This window comes from Allobosea sp. GW823-FHT02B03 (assembly GCF_058797755.1).
Genome location: NZ_JBXAJY010000011.1, coordinates 1 through 17,746 on the forward strand (window position 1 = coordinate 1; position 17,746 = coordinate 17,746).

Annotated in this window: 16 protein-coding genes, 2 tRNA genes and 1 pseudogene; 11 read left to right on the top strand and 8 right to left on the bottom strand. The window is 68.0% G+C overall.

The features are described 5' to 3' along the window. Nucleotides 1–260 precede the first annotated feature (260 nt). The 7 genes from AC1REK_RS27275 to AC1REK_RS27305 all read left to right on the top strand — a co-directional run bounded on the left by AC1REK_RS27275 (nt 261) and on the right by AC1REK_RS27305 (nt 7,716). Complete coding sequence (locus AC1REK_RS27275; protein WP_492270880.1) at nt 261–1,118, top strand: HTD2 family dehydratase; 858 nt, start codon at nt 261–263, stop codon at nt 1,116–1,118. Continuing rightward, on the top strand, nt 1,115–1,915 hold the full coding sequence (locus AC1REK_RS27280) for an HpcH/HpaI aldolase/citrate lyase family protein (RefSeq protein ID WP_492270879.1): 801 nt from the start codon (nt 1,115–1,117) through the stop codon (nt 1,913–1,915). Before AC1REK_RS27275 ends, AC1REK_RS27280 begins: the two co-directional genes overlap by 4 nt. Nucleotides 1,916–1,973: 58 nt before the next feature. Continuing rightward, complete coding sequence (locus tag AC1REK_RS27285; protein ID WP_492270878.1) at nt 1,974–2,675, top strand: alpha/beta fold hydrolase; 702 nt, start codon at nt 1,974–1,976, stop codon at nt 2,673–2,675. A gap of 519 nt (nt 2,676–3,194) precedes the next feature. Further along, nucleotides 3,195–3,746, top strand: a complete 552-nt coding sequence (locus AC1REK_RS27290; protein WP_492270877.1) for a Cif family virulence factor — start codon at nt 3,195–3,197, stop codon at nt 3,744–3,746. Nucleotides 3,747–3,926: 180 nt separating this feature from the next. Next, complete coding sequence (locus AC1REK_RS27295) at nt 3,927–4,577, top strand: 2Fe-2S iron-sulfur cluster-binding protein (protein ID WP_492270876.1); 651 nt, start codon at nt 3,927–3,929, stop codon at nt 4,575–4,577. Then, a complete protein-coding gene (locus AC1REK_RS27300) occupies nt 4,574–5,554 on the top strand; it encodes an FAD binding domain-containing protein (protein ID WP_492270875.1) in 981 nt (326 codons plus the stop codon). The genes AC1REK_RS27295 and AC1REK_RS27300 overlap by 4 nt, the downstream gene beginning before the upstream one ends. Continuing rightward, complete coding sequence (locus AC1REK_RS27305; protein ID WP_492270874.1) at nt 5,551–7,716, top strand: molybdopterin cofactor-binding domain-containing protein; 2,166 nt, start codon at nt 5,551–5,553, stop codon at nt 7,714–7,716. Before AC1REK_RS27300 ends, AC1REK_RS27305 begins: the two co-directional genes overlap by 4 nt. A gap of 304 nt (nt 7,717–8,020) precedes the next feature. On the opposite strand, the pseudogene AC1REK_RS27310 reads toward AC1REK_RS27305, so the two are convergent. Continuing rightward, nucleotides 8,021–8,146: pseudogene (locus AC1REK_RS27310) on the bottom strand (IS110 family transposase); the annotation flags it as partial. 167 nt (nt 8,147–8,313) lie between these two features. Then, nucleotides 8,314–8,388, bottom strand: a tRNA-Gln gene (locus tag AC1REK_RS27315). Between the two features lie 175 nt (nt 8,389–8,563). Here AC1REK_RS27315 and AC1REK_RS27320 point away from each other — a divergent pair. Continuing rightward, nucleotides 8,564–8,640 (top strand) — tRNA-Pro (locus AC1REK_RS27320). A gap of 348 nt (nt 8,641–8,988) precedes the next feature. Here the strand turns inward: AC1REK_RS27320 and AC1REK_RS27325 are convergent. Continuing rightward, nucleotides 8,989–9,165, bottom strand: a complete 177-nt coding sequence (locus tag AC1REK_RS27325) for a hypothetical protein (RefSeq protein WP_492270873.1) — start codon at nt 9,163–9,165, stop codon at nt 8,989–8,991. A gap of 431 nt (nt 9,166–9,596) precedes the next feature. After that, nucleotides 9,597–11,165: an acyltransferase family protein gene (locus tag AC1REK_RS27330; protein WP_492270872.1), complete on the bottom strand. Its 1,569-nt coding sequence runs from the start codon at nt 11,163–11,165 to the stop codon at nt 9,597–9,599. A 541-nt stretch (nt 11,166–11,706) separates the two neighbouring features. Between AC1REK_RS27330 and AC1REK_RS27335 the strand changes: the two genes are divergently transcribed. Continuing rightward, nucleotides 11,707–11,850, top strand: coding sequence for a hypothetical protein (locus tag AC1REK_RS27335; protein ID WP_492270871.1), 144 nt, complete (start codon nt 11,707–11,709; stop codon nt 11,848–11,850). Nucleotides 11,851–11,931: 81 nt separating this feature from the next. Here AC1REK_RS27335 and AC1REK_RS27340 read toward each other — a convergent pair whose 3' ends face one another. Next, complete coding sequence (locus AC1REK_RS27340; protein ID WP_492270870.1) at nt 11,932–12,558, bottom strand: biotin transporter BioY; 627 nt, start codon at nt 12,556–12,558, stop codon at nt 11,932–11,934. 110 nt (nt 12,559–12,668) lie between these two features. Between AC1REK_RS27340 and AC1REK_RS27345 the strand changes: the two genes are divergently transcribed. Beyond that, nucleotides 12,669–13,616, top strand: a complete 948-nt coding sequence (locus AC1REK_RS27345; RefSeq protein ID WP_492270869.1) for an MBL fold metallo-hydrolase — start codon at nt 12,669–12,671, stop codon at nt 13,614–13,616. Nucleotides 13,617–13,626: 10 nt separating this feature from the next. On the opposite strand, the gene AC1REK_RS27350 is transcribed toward AC1REK_RS27345, so the two are convergent. Both AC1REK_RS27350 and ilvD read right to left on the bottom strand, forming a co-directional pair. Further along, nucleotides 13,627–14,403 carry a DUF1499 domain-containing protein gene (locus AC1REK_RS27350; protein ID WP_492270868.1) on the bottom strand — a complete coding sequence of 259 codons (777 nt, stop codon included), beginning with the start codon at nt 14,401–14,403 and terminating at the stop codon, nt 13,627–13,629. A gap of 200 nt (nt 14,404–14,603) precedes the next feature. After that, nucleotides 14,604–16,445, bottom strand: coding sequence for a dihydroxy-acid dehydratase (gene ilvD / locus AC1REK_RS27355; RefSeq protein WP_327520400.1), 1,842 nt, complete (start codon nt 16,443–16,445; stop codon nt 14,604–14,606). 294 nt (nt 16,446–16,739) lie between these two features. Between ilvD and AC1REK_RS27360 the strand changes: the two genes are divergently transcribed. Then, entirely contained in the window at nt 16,740–17,609 is an 870-nt protein-coding gene (locus tag AC1REK_RS27360) for a LysR substrate-binding domain-containing protein (protein WP_492270867.1), read from the top strand. Here AC1REK_RS27360 and AC1REK_RS27365 read toward each other — a convergent pair. Beyond that, the coding region (locus AC1REK_RS27365) for a DNA translocase FtsK (protein WP_492270881.1) at nt 17,606–17,746 on the bottom strand (141 nt) is incomplete at its 5' end. The two genes, AC1REK_RS27360 and AC1REK_RS27365, sit on opposite strands and share 4 nt — an antisense overlap.

Here is a 17,746-nt window from a genome sequence, read left to right on the forward strand (position 1 = left end):
ATGCACTACAAGTCATCCGCCGTGCAGCTCGACCAACAGCAGATCAACAAGCAGTTCGACTCAATCCAGATACCGGGAATCGGTGGCGGACCAGGAGGCTTCGATCTGAGTGCGCCTCCGGGCCTCGCGCCGCCGAAGCCCTGATCGACGAGGCAAGGCGGCAGTGCCGATGAGCGCTGCCGCCGTCGCTTCGCGAATGCGAGCCTTCAGCTCGCCACCCCCTTCCACGACTGCCCGGACCAGCAGCGAAGGCCTGCCTCATGAGTGACGAGATTCCTGCCCCCGATATCGACCATCTGCGCGGCTGGATCGGCCGCGAGGATGTCGCCGTCGATCTCGTCGGCGAGGATCTCGCACGCAAATACCATGCGACGATGGATTTCCCCGGCGAGCCCGCCCGGCAGGGCGAGATCCTGCCGCAGCTGATCCATTTCTGCCTCGCGCAACCGGCCGCGCCGACGGCCATGCTCGGGGCCGACGGTCATCCGAGCCGCGGCGGGTTCCTGCCGCCGGTACCGCTGCCGCGGCGGATGTGGGCGGGCGGTGCCGTGACCTTCCACGGAGATCTGAGGGTTGGCGATCGCGTCAGGCGCGTCTCGCGGATCGCGGATGTCACGCTCAAGCACGGTCGCAGCGGGCCGCTCTGCTTCGTCACGGTCGAACACCGGCTCGAGGCGAATGGCAGCCTCATCCTGGAGGAGCGGCAGGAGATCGTCTATCGCGAAGCCGCGGTGCCGGGCGCACAAGCCGAGGCGCCGACGCCACGCGAACCGGGCACGCATCGTCGTCCGCGAGAGTGCGGGGCGGCACTCCTGTTTCGCTATTCCGCGCTGACCTTCAACGCGCATCGCATCCACTACGACCGCAGCTATGCGCAGGAGGTCGAGGCCTATCCCGGCCTCGTCGTCCACGGACCGCTGCAGGCGGCCTGGCTCTGCAATTATGCCGCCGAACTCCTCGGCGCCCCGCCGAAGCGCTTCAGCTTCCGCGGGCTTTCCCCGCTCTTCGAGCATGACGACTTCGCGCTCCATGCCCGCGAGGCGGAGGGCGGGCTCGAGCTCTGGACGGCGCGCGAGGGCGGGCCGGCCTGCATGTCGGCGAAGGCGTACCGGGCATGAGCGCGGCGCTGGATTGCCTGGTTCCGCTCTTCGTGCCGGGGAACCGGCCTGAACGCTTCGGCAAGGCCGCCTCGGCCGGTTGCGACGCCGTCATCCTTGATCTTGAGGACGCCGTCGCCCGCGATGACAAGGCAACGGCGCGGGCAGCATTGCGGGACGACTTCACCGATCTGCCGATCATCCTGCGGATCAACGGGCTCGGCACGCCCTGGCATGAGGCCGATATCGCGGAGCTGATGGGACTGAAGCTCGCTGCGGTGATGGTTCCGAAGGCCGAAGCCGGCGAGGCCTTCGCGAAACTGTGCGCGCGCCTGCCGATGCCGGTGATCGCGCTCATCGAGAGCGCGCGCGGCCTCGCCGATGCCCGTCTTATCGCGGCGACCGGCAATGTCGCGCGCCTCGCCTTCGGCAGCATCGACTTCTCCGCCGATCTCGGCTGCGCCCATAGCCGCGAGGCTCTGCTGGCGGCGCGCAGCGAGCTGGTGCTGGCCTCGCGGCTTGCGTACCTCCTGCCGCCGATCGACGGCGTGACCACCGCGATCGACGATGCCACCGCCATTGCCGAGGATACGCGCCACGCCCGCGAGCTCGGCTTCGGCGGCAAGCTCTGCATCCACCCCCGGCAGATCGAGGCCATCCGTGCCGGCTTTGCCCCCGATCCGGCCGAGATCGCCTGGGCCTGCAAGGTGCTGGCGAGCGGCGATGGCGCGGCCGCGGTCGATGGCGCGATGGTCGACGAGCCTGTGCGCCTTCGCGCTCGCTCCATTCTGATACGCGCGGGAGAGAGCGGCGCCTGAAGCCGGTGGCCGCTGCCCTGCCGCTTATGTGAAAATCTCGGCCCGAGGACGGTTTCGAATGGCTCTGCCTCCGCTCATTCTCATCCCCGGTCTCCTGAACGACGCGGAGCTGTGGCGTGACCAGATCGCGGCGCTGGCGGATATCGCCGATTGCCGGGTTGCCGATATCACGCAAGGCGAGAGCCTCGAGGCGCTGGCGCGGAGCGTACTGGCGCAGGCGCCGCCGCGCTTCGCGCTCGCCGGCTTCTCGTTGGGCGGCTACGTCGCCGTCGAGATGGCGCGCATCGCGGCGGAGCGCATCGAGCGGCTGGCATTGCTGGATACCTCGATCCAGCCCGACGATCCCGAACGGGCGGCCGCCCGGCAGATCCGCGACAGGGCGGCCCGCGCGCCCGGCACCTTCCATGGTTTCGGCGACCGGCTTCTCAGGACGTATCTCAGCGCAGCCCATCTTCAGGACGAGCACATCGTCGGGCGCATCCGGGGCATGACGCAGCGCCTCGGCGCCGAGATCTTCCTGCGCCAGAACAACATCCTGCGAAAGGATGGCGCTGGGGTTCTGGCCGGCCTGACCTGCCCGGTGCTGATCCTCTGCGGCGAGGAGGACCGGCTGACGCCGCTTGCGGAGCATCAGGCGATGGCGCGCCTCGTGCCGCAGGCACAGCTCGTCACCATACCCGGCAGCGGCCACATGACCCCGATCGAGAACCCCGAGGCGGTCAACGTGGCTCTGAGGGACTGGCTGCGATCGGGTCGATAAGGTGTCTAATCCCGCCGGCCTCGGCCGAGCACAGCCAGCCAAAACCTGGACGCCAAAGGCCGGAGCCCGGCGACTAGCGACAGTCTAGGCGCAGGTGCAGGCCGTGGGTCTGGCCTGCCGCAGGTCGGCGGCATCTGTGGTCTGCTCAGACTAGCCTTGAATAGCGCAGTGGCTGCCGACTCAGCATCCTTCCGCATTGCCTAGCTGTGGCCGTTCGGATCTTGAGTGCGCCCAGCCGTGCCAAAATTTCGCCGATCGATCAAACACCATGGCTTGTCGCCCTCCGAGGGCGTTTCGGCTTGGCCATTGTTCTGGGCATGTCCGGCGCCCCGCGACCGGACAGCAGCTTCCGCGCTGCCAGATCCTGCCCACCCGGTTTTGTTAAGCTGCACTAACCAGTCCAGAAAGCTCTGATCAGCTTATCCGGCACTCGACCTCCGCTTAGCTTCCCCGCACTGCCGACGCGTCCGAAAGAGGTCTGCGGCCGGCAAGCCCGATCCAACCGAGCAGGGGCTCAGCATGAGCAAAGCCAGGACGCTTTTCGGGGGCCTCGTCGGCCTCCTCATCACCACGACTGCCGATGCGCGGGACTGCGCCAGGACCGGCACGACCTGGCCCGCAGAACTGCATCGCGAATGGATCATGACCGGCTGGGAGAAGCGCACTGGCGACGCGCCGTTCGACTTCAGGACGAAGCTCGGCAAGTACTATGACTGGTCATCCACGGACGTCCTCCTCTACGACGATCTCGCCCCCGAGCGGCGGATGGCCAGAAGCGCCGAAGCCTATGGCGCGATGTGGACGCCGATCTTCGTGAGCCAGCGCGAGGTGCGCCACGCCGTGGTCGATGGCCCAGACGCGATCATCGGTGGCGAGCTCGCGAGCTCGACGCTCGAATTCGCCGCCCGCCTCGAGGCCGGCGACGGCAGGATTTCCGGCATTCGCGACCGCTCGACGCTGGTCTGGCGCTGCGGCGCCGAGGGCTGGCGGATCGTGCGCGAGCACAACTCCTCCTATCCCGTCGATCGCGCCGAGATCGATCGCCTCGTGCCGGTACCCGCCACGCGCTGAGAGCCCCCCCCCGCGGTCTCCGGGACCGGCCGCGAGGCGGCGCCCTGCCCTGCCGCGCGCGCCGCCGCAAAAGCGGCGGGCTGGACGAATGACCGCGCGGCGAGACGCGCCCCGACACCCGGCTTCCAGATCCCGCCCGGAAAACGGGGCAGCGACGGATAACCGACAGGAGAGATAGAGATGAAGAGCGATGATCAAGCGCCGCAGCTGACACGACGGCGCTTCGGCCAGGCCCTGGGCCTTGGCCTCGCCGCAGGCGCGGAAGTGAGCTGGATGGCCTTCGCCAACATTCCCGCCTCGGCCCAGTCGACGTCCGAAATCACGATGAAGGTCGCCTTCAGGGTCAACGGTCAGGCGCATAGCCTTGCGGTCGACCCACGCACGACGTTGCTCGACGCCCTGCGGGAGCATCTCGGCCTGACCGGCACGAAGAAGGGCTGCGACCATGGCCAGTGCGGCGCCTGCACGGCGATCGTCGACGGCCGGCGGATGAACACCTGCCTCAGTCTCGCCCTCATGCACGAGAGCAGCGAGATCACCACGATCGAGGGGCTCGGGCGTGTCGAGGAACTGCACCCGATGCAGGCGGCCTTCATCGCGCACGACGGCTATCAGTGCGGATATTGCACGCCGGGCCAGATCCTGTCGGCGGTCGCGACATTGGACGAGATCGCAGCCGGCATCCCGAGCGCAGCCACGCGCCGGGTGTCTCAGCCCTCGCCCGCGAGCCCCGAGGAAATCCGCGAACGCATGAGCGGCAATCTCTGCCGCTGCGCCGCCTACCCCAACATCATCGCAGCGATCGCAGACGTCCAGGAGGGCCGCCGATGAGACCCTTCGCCTATCAACGCGCGACCTCCGCCAGAGAGGCCGTCGCCATGCTGGCGGCCCGGCCGCAGGCGCGGATCATCGCCGGCGGAACGAACCTCCTCGATCTGATGAAGCTGCAGATCGAAACGCCGGCGCATCTCGTCGACATCAACGGGATCGGGCTCGACACCATCGAACCCGACGGGGCCGGCGGCCTGCGTCTCGGCGCGCTTATGCGGAACACCGATCTTGCCGCGCACGACACCATACGGCGTCAGTATGGCGTCCTGACCCGCGCGCTCGTCGCCGGAGCCTCCGGACAGCTTCGCAACCGCGCGACGACGGCCGGAAATCTGATGCAGCGAACGCGCTGCCCCTATTTCTACGGCTCGGCGATGGCCTGCAACAAGCGGGAGCCCGGCTCGGGCTGCGATGCGCGGGAAGGCGCCTCGGCGAATCTCGCCATCCTCGGCGCGAGCGCCGCCTGCATCGCCACCCACCCTTCGGACATGGCGGTCGCGATGCGGGCCCTCGATGCGGTCGTTCGCGTGCTCGGCGCAGCTGGCGAGCGCAGCATTCCGATCGCCGACTTCCATCGCCTACCGGGCGCCACCCCCGAGGTCGAGACCGCCTTGCAGCCCGGCGAACTCATCACCGCAGTCGAGCTGCCCGCGCCGCTCGGCGGCACGCATGTCTATCGCAAGGTCCGCGAGCGGGCGAGCTATGCCTTCGCCACCGTGTCGGTCGCCCTGATCGCACGGATCGACGGCGAGCGGGTGGCGATCGAGCGTCTCGCTTTCGGCGGGCTCGCCGCGAAGCCGTGGCGGGTGGAGGCAGCCGAGCGCCGCGGTTTCGGCACGCCGGAGGAGATTGCCCGCGACGCCGCCACCGTCGCGCTCGCAGGCGCCCGTCCGACCGACCGCAACGCCTACAAGATCGAGCTCGCGCAGCGCGCCCTGCATGCGGCCCTGATCGATGCATTGGAGCAGAACCGATGACCCGCCTCGACAGCCCGAACACCGCCACCAGGATCGTCGGCCGCCCGATCGACAGGCGGGACGGCCCGCAGAAGGTGACCGGTTCCGCGACCTATGCCTATGAGAAGAGCGGCGCGGGCAAGGCGCTGGTCGGTTTCTTCGCGACGGCGACGATCGGCCGGGGCGAGATCGAGACCATCGACACCTCGGCCGGCGAGGCCATGCCCGGCGTCAGGCTGATCGTCACCTATAGGAACGCGCCCCAGCAGGCGGCGCTGGACACGGGCAACCGGGCGTTCACGACGCGGGCGCGCCCGATCCTGATGGGCAGGCGCATCCACCATTTCGGCCAGCCGATCGCCCTGGTCATCGCCGAGACCTACGAGCAGGCGCGCGATGCCGCGCGCTCCGTCGTCGCGACCTACACCACGGAGCCGGGCACCTTCGTCTATGCCGAGGGCCATCCCGTCCACCAGCCGGAACTTGCCAATGCCGGCTTCGCCGGATCGACGAATCTCGGGGACTTCGAGACCGGCTTCGCGACCGCCGCCTTTCGGGTCGACCAGACCTACGAGACCCTCCCCCATTGCGCCCAGCCGCTGGAGCCGCATGCGACCCTCGCCCATTGGGAGGGGGAGACGCTGCATCTGACGACCAGCCACCAGACGCTGCGCTACATCCAGGCATCGCTCAGGACCGCCTTGGGCCTCGCGCCCGAGAACGTCGTCATCTCCGCACCGTTCGTGGGCGGCGGCTTCGGCTCGAAGCTCGCCGTGCACGCCGACCTGATGGGAGCGGCGATCGGCGCCAGGATGGTGGGGCAGCCGGTGAAGGTCTGCCTCACGCGCCAGCAGATGTTCAGCCTCGTCGGCATGCGCCCCTGGCACCGGCAGCGGGTGCGGCTTGGTGCTGACGCCGATGGCAGGCTGACGGCGATCGGTCATGAGGTGCTGCTCTACTCGAACGAGCGTGATCCGTTCATCGAGCAGACGGGCATCGTGACGCGCTCGCTCTACGCCGGTCCAAATCGCATGACCCGGCACTTGGTCACCCATCTCGATCTGCCCAATGGCGAGGCGGTGCGCGCGCCCGGCGAGCTGCCGGGGCTGCTGGCTGTCGAGACGGCGATGGACGAGCTCGCAGAGGCGCTGGACATGGACCCGGTCGCGTTGCGCGTGCTGAACGACACCACGACCGATCCGGAGAGCGGCGCGCCGCTGACAGGCCGAACGCTGACGCAGTGCCTGCGCACCGGAGCCGAACGGTTCGGCTGGTCCGCTCGCCTGCGCCAGCCACGGGCCCGCCGGGACGGAAACTGGTTCGTCGGCATGGGCGTCGCCTCCGCCATCCGCACCCATTTCCAGGGCGCGACGGAGGTGGAGGTGGCGGTGACGCCGGATCGCCGCATCCAGGTGCGCTCGGACATCACCGATATCGGCACCGGCAGCTATACGATCCTGGCTCAGGTCGCGGCCGAGGTCCTGGGCGTCGATTTCTCCGAGGTCGACGTGATGCTGGCCCATACCCGCCTGCCGGCAGGCGGTGGCTCGGGTGGTTCCTGGGGTGCCTCGAACACGACGGCCGCGCTCCACCAGGCCTGCCTGGCGCTCCTGGAGCGAGCCGGCCTCCTGGCGGGGCCGGGCCTCGTGCGGCAGACCCTGGCGGCGCATCCGGCAGGCCTCTCCGCGCGCGGCAACCTGCCGTCGATGGGGAATGTGCCGAACTGGCGCGAGAAGTCCCGCCACACCTATGGCGCCCATTTCGTCGAATTGGCTGTGCATCGCCTCACCGGCGAGATCAAGGTGCGGCGGATGCTCGGTGTCTTCTCCGCCGGCCGCATCCTGAATCCCAAGACCGCCCGGTCGCAGCTTCTCGGCGGCATGATCTGGGGGCTCTCCGCCGCGCTGCGCGAGGCAGCCGAGATCGATCCGCGACGCGGAAACATCGTCAACGGAGATCTGGCGGAATACCTGCTGCCGGTGCATGCCGACGTTCCCGATGTCGACGTGATGATGCTCGACGAGCCCGACCTCGAAGCGAACCCGGTCGGCGTGAAAGGGGTCGGCGAGCTCGGCGCCTGCGGCTCTTCGGCGGCGTTCGCCAATGCGCTCTACAATGCCTGCGGCGTGCGCGCCCGGAGCTTCCCGGTGCATCTCTCCAGCCTGGTGTCAGGACTCGGGTAGCGGCCTTGGGCGCCTCGCCCAAGGCCGAACTGGTCGCTTAGGGCGACAGCAGCGTACCAGTGGGCGGTAGCACATGGTCCCCGTGACGAGTGCGGCGGCTGGGTCTGGCGCGGCGTCGTGCCCTGGGACAAGACCGAGAGCAGCCGCCCCCAGCTCGGCCGCTATCGCAACCAGACCGAGTTCGTCGTTTGGGGAACCAATAGCCACCTTATGGCCCCCAACCCGCCCTCGGTCTCACCGCCCTTCGGTCCCTGGAGGGACATCACGCCGCTCTGCGACGGATCTCGAAACACTCTCGGTCAGGTCAGGCTTGGGCCGGCTCAGCCGTCCAGCGGAACGGCACGCGATCGACCCACATCCGATGCAGGATGACGGATAAGCGGCGCGCGACCGCAATCATCGCCTTGGCTATGCCCCGGCGCTTGGCGACACCCGAACCCAGAAGCCGCCGGCCCGCTTGCGCGGGTACTGTAGTCAACACCCGATGCAAAAGACCGCACCGGCTACAACGGCGCTGAGTCTCAAAGATCGCGGCGCGCTACAACAGTACCTGATGGTTATCCGCAGAAAGCCAAGTCTCTGGCATAAAAAAGAAATTGGCTGGGGCGGGAGGATTCGAACCTCCGCATGGCGGTACCAAAAACCGCTGCCTTACCGCTTGGCGACGCCCCAATGCGGCTTGCCTTCTAGAGCGCGGCGGCCAAGCGCGCAATATCGGATCGGCCGAGATCACAGGATGTCTGACCGCGGCCGCGCGGTTTCGCCTTTTTTCCGAAGATTGCGTTTTCCTGCCGCTTGCCTGTTGCGCACCACGGAGCGGCTGGCTATAAGCCGCCCACCAGTTGATCGGAGTGTGGCTCAGCCTGGTAGAGCACCTCGTTCGGGACGAGGGGGTCGCAGGTTCAAATCCTGCCACTCCGACCAAAATTTCCCGATATATTATGACGTTAGAAGTACGGCCCTTCGGGGCCTTTTTCTTTTCTCGACGGAAATCCCGGCAGTTTGGAGAAAGATCGACGCACCTTTGCGCCGATCTTCGACCCCTGCGCGACCGCCCGCCCATTCTGGGCGGCTCCCATGCATCGGCAGACCCTCGCCGGCGTGATTCTGCAGCAACCTGCAGAGGTATATGACACGGCCGGCTGCAGGGCAGATGCAGGCGCCCCCCGGTCAAATGCCTGTCACGGGGCCGGACGAAGACGCCACCGACGGGAGGCGACCGGAAACCCTGTCGTGGCCGACCTAAACGCTCTCGACACCAGCTGCGACATGTCAGCTGCTCTGGTCGATGCCGATCTCGAAACTGTCGCCGGCTCCGGGCTCGCTCAGAAGGCCCTCGGCGTCGCGGGGGCGACGGGAGAAGCACTGGCCACCACGGCAGGCGTCCTGACGCATCAGTGGGGCCGCGTCGGCCGCGGCTGCGACATGCTGCTCGACCGGATCGACCATCTCGAAGCGGCCTGTGCGCCGCAGCCGAAAAAAGGCCCGGCGCCGTCTGAGCGAAGACCGCGCCGATGGAACGGCGATATACGAACAATGTGAAGTAAACCGACGCTGTTCGCTTTACTTGTCCATCAGACACTGCCCCTCACAACAGGGGAGCGTTCGCATGGTTCTTTCGGCACTCGGATTTCTGAGCTTCATGGCTCTCGGATACGCGCTCTACGTCGCATCCGCGCCGGAGAAGGCCGCCGCGCCCGCGAAACCGTTGATCAACTGAAGAACAAGACCCAGGCCCGCGCCAAGGCGGGCGCTCACTGCCCGCGACCTTTCCGAACGGCGTCCGACCGCGCGCGCCTCGTCCCTGGCATTATGGGCCGATCGATCGTCTGCGGCTTGCTCCGGACTGTCGGGCTATGAGTGAGCGCCGCAGCGGCTTCCTATTTGCCGCAGACTGCGGCAAGCGCACCAAGCGGTATCGGCAGCGATCGCCCGTCCTCGAGCAGGAGGAACGGCTCGAGCGCCCCCCCCTCACAGGTGAATTCCTTCGGCAGCATCAGGCGGAAACCGAACCGAACCTTGCGCAGATCGGTGCGCCCCAACGCATCGGCCGTGGCGGCGCGCATGCGATCCAGATCGACAAGCGCCAGGGTTTGCCCTGCCTGTCGTAAGGCAACGTGGCTGCCGAGCTGGGGCTTGTCGAGATCGATGCCATATCCGCGGACGACAAGGTTTCCTGTCGGCATCGTCGCGATCGCGTCGATCGCCATGCGCACGCTCGGGCCCGCGACGGAAGTCGGCCCGGACAGAATGCGCGCGGCCCGCGCGGTATCGGCGGCCTCGCCGCGCATCCTGAATTCGCCAGCCGCGGCCACGGCCAGGAAAAAGCCGATGAACGCGAGCGCCACGATCGAGAGGCGCCGTTTGGGAGCGCCTGTAATGTGCCGTTTCAGACGTCGATGAATCGCGCCGTCCAACGGCGCCAGCGCGATGGCCGCTGCGAGCGAGGCGGCCGCCCAGACGAACCACAAGAGGACCGCTGGCGTGGCTGCCGGCAACACGGCCGAAAGCGTCATGATGATCGGCACATGGACGAGGTAGAGGACGTAGCTGGCATCGCCGAGACGCAGGCCGAAGCGCGCGAGCGGTCCGGATGGCACGGTCATCGGGGCGGTCACGGCGCTCGCCACGAGCAGGCTCGCGGACAGGCCCGTGACGAGCCTGAGCATGGCTGCGTCGAGCTCGAAGACGAAGACGGGGAGCAGCAAGATGACCGCCGCCGGCATGAGCGACCGAGGCAACGCGCCGCGGCGATGCAGCTCGCCAGCCAGAAAGCCCAGCACGAATGGAATGTTCAGCACGGTCAGCGGAAACTCGCTGAGCGTCGGCGCTCCCGGATGGGCCTGCCCCGGTCCAAGCGCGAAAGCGCCGGCCAGGATTACCAGCCAGGCCAGCATCGCCACGGGCGCAAACCGCGCCAAGCCCAAGAATGCCAGCACCGTCAGGCCGACATAATAGGTCATCTCGTAGAGCAGCGTCCATTCGACGCCGAGGAAATAGGGGCGAGGCCCGGACGGCACCAAGGTCAGTGCCCAGAAGTTGAAGCCGCGCGGCTGCCCGATAAGAACGAAGAGTACGGACGCCAGCGCGATGATGATGAACATCGTCGGATAGATGCGAGCGATCCGGCTGACCAGAAACGTACCGGGATCATCCCGTCGCAGGAGATCGCTCATCAGATAACCGGACAGCGCAAAGAAGACCGCAACACCGTAGGCTCCCCAGCCGCCCGGGAAGACACCGTTCATGGCCTCGCTGCCGCGCAACAGCTCAAGATATGTCGCACAATGATAGAACAGCACGGCGAGCGCTGCGAAACCGCGCAGATATTGCAGGCGCGCATTTCGGACGATCGAGGGCTCGTAGTCGGAAGCGACACCCGGAACCGCGACGAATGCTGTCCCGCCGATTGGCGGCCGAGGGCCGGCAAGGTCCGTCACTGTCACCATCTCCCGCGGTCGTTGACCGCGTCAAAAGCAGCCCTTCTCGGCGGCAGCACCCAAACTCGCCTTCGCCAGCGCAACGGGGGCGGCGTCGAGGAGCGCGGATCATCTTCATCCCGCGGGTCTCGGCCAGCGGCAATGAACTTTGTCCGCAATGTGCCTGATCGATGTCTGATTGTTTCGTAGTGTTGCTGACTTGTAACTGAAACAAGCCCAAGGTGATCGGACACGGAGCCCTCGGACGAGGCTGGCATTCATGGCTGCCCCCGAGATCACCCGCTATCAATCCGGATCAGAAGAGCATCACGGCCGCTGTGCGCAGAGTTCGGATGGCGCCGCGCGGTGTTTCCGGTGGCATAGGAGCAGCAGGGCTACGATAGCAGGACTTTGCGCGACACCCTGACGAAGCTGCGCCACATCCCAGGCATGCAGGCTCGAGATCACCGTGCAATTTCAGGGCACCGCCCGGTGTTCGTCGCGTTCGTCAGCCGTGGCGCAGCGGACGGGCTTTCGCTAGACTTGGGCTGAGCAAGTGGAGCGGGCCGGCATGACGCGCATTCTTCGTATCGTTGGTATCCTCGGCATCGCCACCTTGCTCGCCGGCTGCGACCGCTGCGGCAACATGATGGAACTCGACATGTTCCTGCAGCCGGTGAAGAAGGTCTGCATGGACACCAAGCCCGCCGGCTGAGGGGCGCTTCCTCACCACCCGCAAACAAAAAAGGCCGGGGCAAGCGGCCCCGGCCTTCGGCAGTCCACAAGGATGTCGCGTTCAGCCGCGGCGCTTCAGCAGCGTCCAGCCGGCGCCGACGAGGCTCGCCGCCAGCGCCACCTTGAGCGCCTCGCCGATCAGGAAGGGCTGCGCGCCGGCAGCCCAGGCGCCGGAGAGACCGATCCCGGTCGCGCCGCTCGCCATCTGGGCGCCGAAGGCGAGCCAGAGGCAGCCGAGCCCGAGAATCACGAGGTCCGCGGCGACCAGCCCGGCGACGAGGCGGAGCAGCGAGGCGCCGCGCGCAGCCGCCCAGCCCGCGACGGCGACGGCCGGCAGCGCAGCGATCAGGAAGCCGCCGGTCGGGCCGGCGAAGTAGAGCGGGCCGGCCAGCATCGGCGGCGTGTTGGTGAAGACCGGCAGGCCGGCGAGGCCGTAACCGAGATAGAGAGCCACGGTGGCGAGGCCGAGCCGCGGGCCATAGGCGGCGCCGAGCGCCAGGATCGCCAGCGTCTGCAGCGTCACCGGCACCGGCCAGAGCGGGACCTTGACCTTGGCGGCAAGCACCAGCAGCAGGCTGCCGGCGAACGCCAGCATGACATTGCGCGCCAGACGCGAGCGCGGATCGGAGAGCGCGGGAAGAGCGGAGCCGACCATGGTGTCGGCGGGCAAGGGCAGCGACTGGGCCATCGGCGTCTCATCCTCTTCTGGGCAGGCGCCGTCGACGCCCGGTTCGTCCGTCTATAGAAAACCCGGCACCGGCCCACAACCGGCCAGGATGCACGAACCCGGATGCGACGATGAGCAATGGCAACCAGGACGACCGGCGTGACGAGGCGGCCGAGCCGCTCGCCTTCGATCGGGAGGCGCTCGCCGCCGGCGCGGTGGTGCAGCTCTCGCCGCTGGTCCGGAGGATCGTCGCCGGCAATGGCGGGCCGATGACCTTCACCGGGACCTGCAGCTACATAATCGGCCGCGGCAAGGTCGCGATCATCGATCCTGGCCCAGACGATCCCTCCCACGTCGCCAATCTGCTGGCGGCCGTCGCGGGCGAGAGCGTCGAGCAGATCGTCATCACCCACACCCATCGTGACCATTCGCCGGCGAGCCGCGCCGTCAAGGCCGCGACCGGCGCCGCGATCGTCGGCTGCAGCCCGCATCGCCCGGCCCGTGAACTCGCGCTCGGCGAGATCAACCCGCTCGACGCCGCCGCCGACAAGGACTACGCGCCGGACCTCGTAATGGGCGACGGGGACGCTGTTACCGGCCAGGGCTGGAGCCTGCGAGCGGTCGAGACGCCCGGCCACACCGCGAACCACCTTGCCTTCGCGCTCGACGAGGAGAAGACGCTGTTCTCCGGCGACCATGTCATGGCCTGGTCGACTTCCATCGTCGCTCCGCCGGACGGCTCGATGGTCGCCTACATGGCCTCGATCGAGAAGCTGCGCGGCCAGAAACACCGGCTCTACTGGCCGGGCCATGGCGGGCCGGTGCGCGAGCCGCAGCGCTTCCTGCGCGGGCTGGTGCAGCACCGCCGTCTGCGCGAGGCAGCGATTCTCAATCGCCTGCGTGCCGGCGACGAGACGATCTCGGCGATGGTGCCAATGATCTATCTGGAGCTGGCGCCGGCGCTGCATGGCGCGGCTTCGCTCTCCGTGCTCGCCCAGCTCGAGGATCTGGTCGCGCGCGGCATCGTGCTCTGCGACGAAGCTCTGCCCGCGCTGGCGAGCCGCTACCGGCTGGCGTGAGCGCGGAAGCTCAACGCAACTCCACGAGCAGCTTCACCTCCTCCTCGAAGGCAGCGATCCGCCGGGCATTGGCGCCGAAATCGAAGCCGCCGAGCCGCGAAGCCGAGCGAATGTCGATCCGGCTGCCATCGGCGCGTGGCCGGATGCGGATGGTGATGTCGTCGACCAGGCGCAGGACGCGCGAATGCGCCACCGCGTCGAGCCGCCCTGCCCCGCTGCGCCCGCCCGGCGCCGCGCCCTCCAGCACCCGCCAGCCGAGATTGACGCTGGCCTTGCGGGCAATGTCGTAGGCGATCTCGGCCGGCAGCTCGAGCACGATCGGCAGGGCGCGCGGATAGCCCTGGCGCTGCGCCCTGCGCCGCTCGGCCGGCACATCCGGCGGTACCAGTCCCTGGCGTGCCGCGAGCGCGACGCGCGAGCGGCTGAAGGCCGGCGGCTCGTCGATATCGGTCGAGACGTCGCTGATCAGCGGCAGGGTCGCAAGCTGGAAGCCGGCATAGGCCACCGGCAGCAGCAGGAGCAGGCTGAGCACGAAGGCGAAGGCGGCGATGCCGATGCCGCGATGTCCGTCCTGCCAGATCCGCACGAAGGCGGCGAGCGACAGGAGCAGCGCGAGCAGGACGAAGACATAGGCCCCGGCGATCGGCGCCAGCCGCTCCACCGAAGGCTGCCCGAAGCGGAAGATGACGACCGCGAGCACGACGACCGTCAGCCCGAACAGCGCCAACCGCCGACTCCAGATCGCGGCGCGCGAGACGGGCTCTTCGAAGACCAGCCGGCGGTGCATGCCTCTTAGGTGGCCGAGCGCCGGCCGGAAGGCAAGCGGGCGATGTCGGCACCGCCTCTCGGCGGCTCATCCCGGCCGGAGCCGCGAGGCGGCGCAGAGCCGGGATCCATGCCTGAACTTCGCCGGAACAGGCTACGGCCTGAATCCCGGGTCGAGCTGCGCTCGCCCGGGATGATACGCCGAAGTCCGAGGCGACGCGCTCAGTCGATGGCGCGCACCGCCCCCTTGGCCGCGCTGGTCGCGAGCGCCGCATAGGCCTTCAGCGCGGTCGAGACCTTGCGCTTGCGCGGCGCCGCCGGCTTCCAGGCATCCTTGCCCTTGGCCTCCATCGTGGCGCGGCGGCGCGCCAGCTCTTCGTCGGAGATCTTCAGGTTGATGCTGCGGTTCGGGATGTCGATCTCGATGACGTCGCCGCCCTCGACGAGGCCGATCGCACCACCTTCCGCCGCTTCCGGCGAGACATGGCCGATGGAGAGGCCGGACGAGCCGCCGGAGAAGCGCCCGTCGGTGATAAGCGCGCAGGCCTTTCCGAGCCCCTTCGACTTCAGATAGCTCGTCGGATAGAGCATTTCCTGCATGCCCGGCCCGCCGCGCGGCCCCTCATAGCGGATCAGCACGATCTCGCCGGGCTTGACCTTGTTGTTGAGGATGCCTTCGACCGCCGCATCCTGGCTCTCGAAGATCACCGCGGCGCCGGAGAAGGTCAGGATCGAGGCGTCTACGCCGGCCGTCTTCACGATGCAGCCGTCGAGCGCAATGTTGCCGAAGAGCACGGCGAGGCCGCCATCCTGCGAATAGGCATGGGCCTTGTCGCGGATCACGCCGGTCTCGCGGTCGGTGTCGAGTTCGGCGTAGCGCCGGTCCTGGCTGAAGGCGGTCTGCGTCGGCACGCCGCCAGGCGCGGCGCTGAAGAAGCTCTTCACCGCTTCGCTGGTGGTGCGCTTGATGTCCCAGCGCTCCAGCGCCTCGGCCATGCTGGCGCTGTGGACCGTCGGCAGCGAGGTGTCGATCAGCCCGGCGCGGTCGAGCTCGCCGAGGATCGCCAGGATGCCGCCGGCGCGGTGCACGTCTTCCATGTGGACGTTGGCGACGGCCGGGGCGACCTTGCAGAGCACCGGGACATTGCGCGACAGCCGGTCGATATCGGCCATGGTGAAGTCGATCTCGGCCTCATGGGCGGCAGCAAGCAGGTGCAGCACTGTGTTGGTCGAGCCGCCCATCGAGATGTCGAGCGTCATCGCGTTCTCGAACGCCTTGAAGCTCGCGACATTCCGCGGCAGCACGCTCTCGTCGTTCTGCTCATAGTAGCGCTTGGCGATATCGACGATCAGGTGGCCGGCCTCGACGAAGAGGCGCTTGCGGTCGGCATGGGTGGCCAGCGTCGAGCCGTTACCGGGCAGAGCGAGCCCGAGCGCCTCGGTCAGGCAGTTCATCGAGTTGGCGGTGAACATGCCGGAGCAGGAGCCGCAGGTCGGGCAGGCCGAGCGCTCGATCACGTCGACTTCGCTGTCGGAATACTTGCCGTCGGCGGCGGCGACCATGGCATCGACCAGGTCGACCTTCTTCAGCACGCCCTCGGCGATGTACTTGCCGGCCTCCATCGGCCCGCCGGAGACGAAGACGGTCGGGATGTTGAGGCGCATCGCCGCCATCAGCATGCCGGGCGTGATCTTGTCGCAGTTCGAGATGCAGACCATCGCGTCGGCGCAATGCGCGTTGACCATGTACTCGACGCTGTCGGCGATCAGCTCGCGCGAAGGCAGCGAATAGAGCATGCCGTCATGGCCCATGGCGATGCCGTCATCGACCGCGATGGTGTTGAATTCCTTGGCGACGCCGCCGGCCTGCTCGATCTCTCGCGCGACCAGCTGGCCGAGATCCTTGAGATGGACATGGCCCGGCACGAACTGGGTGAAGGAGTTTACCACCGCGATGATCGGCTTGCCGAAATCGCCGTCCTTCATCCCGGTGGCGCGCCAGAGACCGCGCGCGCCCGCCATGTTGCGGCCCTTCGTGGTGGTGTCGGATCTCAACCTCGGCATGCTTGACCTCTTCGCCCATACGCCCAAACAGAGTGTTTGGGACTAAGGCTAGCGACCGCGGCTGACCAGCCAAAATTGAATTATTCGATTTTGACCATCGGCGCGGTCCATGCTGCGGGCGCGAACGGGCCGGCCTATCGCATTTTCCCGGGTCATCCCGGACAAGCGGCGAAGCCGCGCCGATCCGGGTTCCATGCCTGAGGCGGCCCGGCATCGATCCCGGGTCTCCGCTGTGCTGCGCCCGGGATGACCGGGGACGGGGCCGAGAAGGCGCGGACTGAAAGGAACGGGACTGTGACGGCTCTACGCAATATCGACATCGACCTGCTGCGCTCCTTCGTGACGATCGCCGAGCTGCGCTCCTTCACCCGCGCCGCGGCCGCCCTGTCCCGCACCCAGTCGACGATCTCGACGCAGGTGCGCAGGCTCGAGGAGATCGCAGGCCAGACCTTGCTGCAGCGCTCGCCGCAGGAGGTGCTGCTCACCCGTGCCGGCGAGGATTTCCTCGGCTATGCCCGCCGTATCGTCGCGCTGCATGACGAAGCGCTCGACGTCGTCCGCGCTCAGAGCGTGTCCGGCCGCGTCCGTCTTGCCGTGATGGACGACTACGCTACCATCGTCCTGCCGGAGACGCTGGCGCGCTTCGCCCGCTCGCATCCGGAAGTCGAGCTAGAGGTCACCACCGGCTTCACCCGCGACCTGATGAACGCCCTCGGCGAGGAGTTCGACCTGGTGCTCGCCACCCAGCGCGCCGGCGACGGGCGCGGCGAGGTGCTGCGCACCGAACGCACCGCCTGGGCCGCTTCCGACCGCCATGATGTCTCGCTCGCCGGCCCGCTGCCGCTCGCCTTGCTGAAGGCACCGAACATGTATCGCGAATGGGCGCTGGAGGCGCTGAACGAGGCCGGACTCGGCTGGCGCATCCTGTTTTCGAGTTCGAGCATCGGCGCCGTCGAGGCGATGGCGGTGGCCGGCGCCGCGCTGACCGTGGTCAAGGCCGGCACCGCCCGGCCCGGCTTGCGCCTGCTCGGCCGGGACGACGGACTGCCCGAACTGCCGGCCTCGGAGATCGCGCTGCATCTCGCGCCGGGGCGCCCCTCCGCCGCTGCGCGTGCGCTCAGCAGCTTTTTGGCCGAAGCGCTGCGGGAAGACGGCGAGGGCTAGCCTTCGCGCTCGGGCAGGCTCTCCACGAGGATTTCGCGTTTGCCTGCGTGGTTTGCGGGACCGACGATGCCCTCGTTCTCCATGCGCTCCATGATCGAGGCGGCGCGGTTGTAGCCGATCTGCAGGCGGCGCTGGAT